4 protein-coding genes are annotated in these 3,605 nt (G+C 75.5%); 2 read left to right on the forward strand and 2 right to left on the reverse strand.

The window, feature by feature from the left end; genetic code table 11:
- Together HGA02_RS20450 and HGA02_RS13140 are read left to right on the forward strand one after the other, a co-directional pair.
- Window positions 1-929, forward strand: a 929-nt coding sequence (locus tag HGA02_RS20450) for a DUF4190 domain-containing protein (RefSeq protein ID WP_210728539.1), incomplete at its 5' end; no start/stop codon positions are given.
- On the forward strand, window positions 926-1,600 hold the full coding sequence (locus tag HGA02_RS13140) for a DUF4190 domain-containing protein (protein WP_168679386.1): 675 nt from the start codon (window positions 926-928) through the stop codon (window positions 1,598-1,600). The genes HGA02_RS20450 and HGA02_RS13140, both read left to right, overlap by 4 nt.
- A gap of 108 nt (window positions 1,601-1,708) precedes the next feature.
- On the opposite strand, the gene HGA02_RS13145 is transcribed toward HGA02_RS13140, so the two are convergent.
- Both HGA02_RS13145 and HGA02_RS13150 read right to left on the reverse strand, forming a co-directional pair.
- Window positions 1,709-2,404 carry a DedA family protein gene (locus tag HGA02_RS13145; protein ID WP_168679385.1) on the reverse strand — a complete coding sequence of 232 codons (696 nt, stop codon included), beginning with the start codon at window positions 2,402-2,404 and terminating at the stop codon, window positions 1,709-1,711.
- Window positions 2,405-2,568: 164 nt separating this feature from the next.
- Window positions 2,569-3,600: a Gfo/Idh/MocA family protein gene (locus HGA02_RS13150; protein WP_168679387.1), complete on the reverse strand. Its 1,032-nt coding sequence runs from the start codon at window positions 3,598-3,600 to the stop codon at window positions 2,569-2,571.
- Window positions 3,601-3,605: the final 5 nt, after the last annotated feature.

Genomic DNA, 3,605 nt, shown 5'->3' on the forward strand with positions numbered 1-3,605 from the left:
GGCAGCCGGGCTCCGGTGCGCCGCAGCCGTCCGACCAGCCGCCGGGCTACGGCCAGCCCGGGTACGGCCAGCCCGGGTACGGGCAGCCGCAGGCCTACGGCCAGCAGCCCGCGTACGGTCAGCCCGGGTACGGGCAGCCGCAGGCCTACGGGCAGCCGGCGTCGTACGGCGCCTACGGGCAGCAGCCCGGGTACGCCCCGGCGACCCGGACCACGGACGGGCTCGCGATCGCGTCGATCGCCACGAGCGCCGGCGGCCTGCTCCTCACCGCGGGTCTGCTGTCCCCCGTCGGCCTCGGGCTCGGCATCGCGTCGCTGCGCCGCATCCGGCGGACCGGTCAGGACGGGCGCGGTCTCGCGATCGCGGGCATCGTCGTCGGCGCGATCGGCACGGCGGCGATCGTCGTCAGCATCGTCGTCGGGCTGATCTTCTTCGCGCGGGTCGCCACGGACGACAGCGTCCAGGCCGCGCTCGACGACCTGGGCGAGACCGTCGACGAGGGCCAGACCGGGCCGGACGCGTCCGGGGACCTCGGCTACTGGGACCTGCGGACGGACCTGCCGGTCGGCACGTGCCTCGCCGAGTACCCGAACCAGTACGACATGAGCGACGCCCAGGTCGTGCCGTGCGCGGAGCCGCACAGCACCGAGATCGTGGCGCTCGTGCAGCTGGACGGGCCGATCGTCGACGACGTGGACGACCCCGCCTACGACGCGGCGGTCGACGTGTGCTTCACCGCGATCGACTCGCGCGCACCGGGCCTCTTCGACGTCGGTGGGTTCGCGGACGTGTACTACCCGCACCCCGACGACTTCGAGCAGGCGGGCGGGTCGACGGCGCTCTGCACGTACACCGCGGACGATCCCAACCTCACGGGCTCGATCGTCGTCGGTGACCTGCAGGTCGCCGGGCAGGGGGTCGGCTCCTGAACGAGCCGCTCGGGCCGGGGGACGACTACCCCGAGCCGTACTACGCCGCGGGCTGGGAGGACGCCCCCGCACGTCGCGAGCCCCTCGCGGGCTGGGCGCTCGCCGCGGGTGTGCTGCTCGTCGCGCCGCTCGCGCTGGTCCTCGGGATCGTCGCGCTGCGCCGCACGTCGGCGCACGGCACCCGGGGCCGCGGGATGGCGGTCGCCGCGATCGTGCTCGGTGCGCTGGGGACGCTCGGCGTCGTCGTGGCCGTCGTCGTCGGCTTCGTGACCGCGCAGACCACACGTCCGCTGCCGGGCGACGTCGCGTCGGCGCGCGACGCCCACGCCGTGCAGCTCGTGACCGGCACGTGCGTCGAGCAGCTGCCCGCCGACGGGTCCGTCGACGTCGTGCGGGTCGTGCCGTGCGCGCAGCCGCACGAGGCGCAGGTCGTCACCGAGTACGACTTCGCGGAGAACGCCGTGTGGCCGGGTCAGCAGGCGGCCGACGCGCGCGTCGCGAAGGCGTGCGTGCTCGACGACACGGAGACCGCGGCCGGGGTGCGCCCGGTGACGTGGGCGCCGACCGAGCAGGGCTGGTCGCGTGGGGACCGTCGAGGGCTGTGCCTCGCGGTCGTGGAGGGCGGCAGCGTGACCGGGTCGTTCCTGGACGGGTCGGCGACGCTCCCCTGAGCGACCGGGGCGCCGGTGAGGGTCGGGCACGCCGAGCACGGGCTGGTCGGCCCGCGGTTCGGGCCCACGGCCGGCAACGACGCGTCGACCTCGGGACCGGGGCGGCCGTCAGCCGCGGTCGGGCACGGTCCGGCGACGGCGGGTGCGCGTCCAGACGAACCGGCCGACGAGCCACGCGAGGATCGCGTAGACCAGCCAGTTCAGCCAGTCGCTGTACCGCCCGATGTCCTCCCACCGGTCGCCGAGCGCGTACCCGGCGAGGATCAGGCCCGCGTTCCAGACGCCCGACCCGATCACCGTGAAGACGCTGAACCGCACGAGCGGCATGCGTTCGACGCCCGCCGGGATCGACACGAGGCTCCGCACGACGGGCACGCACCGTCCGACGAGCACCGCGGCGCCGCCGTGCCGCACGAACCAGGCCTCGGACCGGTCGAGGTCCTCGACCTCGACGAGCGGCACCTTGCCGAGCCAGCGCCGCAGCCGGACCCGCCCGACGCTCGCGCCGATCCCGTACAGCACCCACGCGCCGATCAGCGAGCCGAGCGTCGAGGCGACGATCGCCCAGACCAGCGACATCTCCCCCTGGCTCGCGACGTACCCGGCGACAGGCAGCACGACCTCGGACGGCAGCGGCGGGAAGACGTTCTCGAGCGCGACGAGCAGCCCGACGCCGACGGGTCCGAGCGCGGCGATCACGCCGACGACCCAGCCGACGAGACCGGTGAGCTCGGCCTCGGAGGTGGTGGCACCGAGGTTCGCGTGGGGTCCGAGACCGGCGGCGAGCTGCAGGGGCGACCTCATCGGTCCGATGCTGTCATCCGTCCGCGACGAGTGCGCGCCGGGCAGCCGGCGGCATGTGTGACGCCCGTCGCACCGGTCGGGCGCCGGTCGGTGCGACCGTCGTCGGAGCCGCGTGCCGGGTCGTCCCGTCGGCGCACGTCACGTCGTCGGCGACGCGCGTCGTCTCACTCGCCGGGGTAGACGACGCCCAGCTGGCGGCGGGCCTCGTCGGCGGTCTCGAGGATGCGGACGGTCTCCGCCAGCGGCAGCAGCGGCGAGTCGGTGCGCCCCTCGGCGACGTAGGTCGCGAACGCCGCCGCCTGGAACGCGAGGCCGCCGTACCCGGTGACGCGGTTGGCGTCCCAGCGGGCGGTGCGGTCGCCGAGCGTCACGGTGAGCGCGGACGGCACGTACGCGGACTCGTCGACGCGCACGTGGCCGAGCGAGCCGTGGACCGCGGTCGTCTGGCCCGCGGCGGTGAGCATCGACGTGAAGAGCTGCGCCTGCGCCGCGCCGTACGCGACCTGGAGGCTGACCTGCGCGTCGACCCCGGTCGACGTGAGCGACCCGGTCGCCTGCACGGCGGACGGCGCGACGCCGAGGCCCGCGTGCCGCGCCACGAACGAGGCGAACGCCACCGGGTACACCCCGAGGTCGAGCAGCACGCCGCCCGCGAGCGCCGGGTCGACGAGCCGGTGCGTGGGGTCGACCTCGGCGCGCACCGCGAAGTCGCCGGTGACGCGGTGGACGTCGCCGAGCGCGCCGTCGTCGAGCAGCTGCCGCAGGACGTCCGTGTGCGGCAGGTACCGCGTCCACATCGCCTCCATGAGGAGCACGCCGGCTTCGCGGGCGGCGTCGACGAGGTCGCGCGCCTCGGCGGCGTTGCGCGTGAAGGCCTTCTCGACCAGCACGTGCTTGCCGGCGCGCAGCGCGAGGAGCGCCTGCTCGTGGTGGTGGCTGTGCGGGCTCGCGACGTAGACGGCGTCGATGCCGAGGTCGCCCACGAGCTCCTCGTACGACCCGTGCGCGCGCTCGAACCCGTGCTCGTCGGCGAACGCCTGCGCCCGCTCGACGGACCGCGACCCGGCGGCGACGAGCTGCTGACGGCTGTGCTCGCGGACGGCCGTGGCCCAGCGGCCCGCGATGTAGCCGGGCGCCAGGACCCCCCAGCGCAGCGGCGGGGCGTCGGCGGGGTCGGGCGTGCGCGGGTCGGGCAGGTGCA

This window comes from Cellulomonas septica, assembly GCF_012396155.1.
In the GTDB taxonomy this organism is placed as follows: domain Bacteria; phylum Actinomycetota; class Actinomycetes; order Actinomycetales; family Cellulomonadaceae; genus Cellulomonas; species Cellulomonas septica.

Excerpts from the sequence above, each read along its gene's own strand:
- HGA02_RS13145 (WP_168679385.1), bottom strand. The coding sequence starts at position 2,404 with ATGAGGTCGCCCCTGCAGCTCGCCGCCGGTCTCGGACCCCACGCGAAC.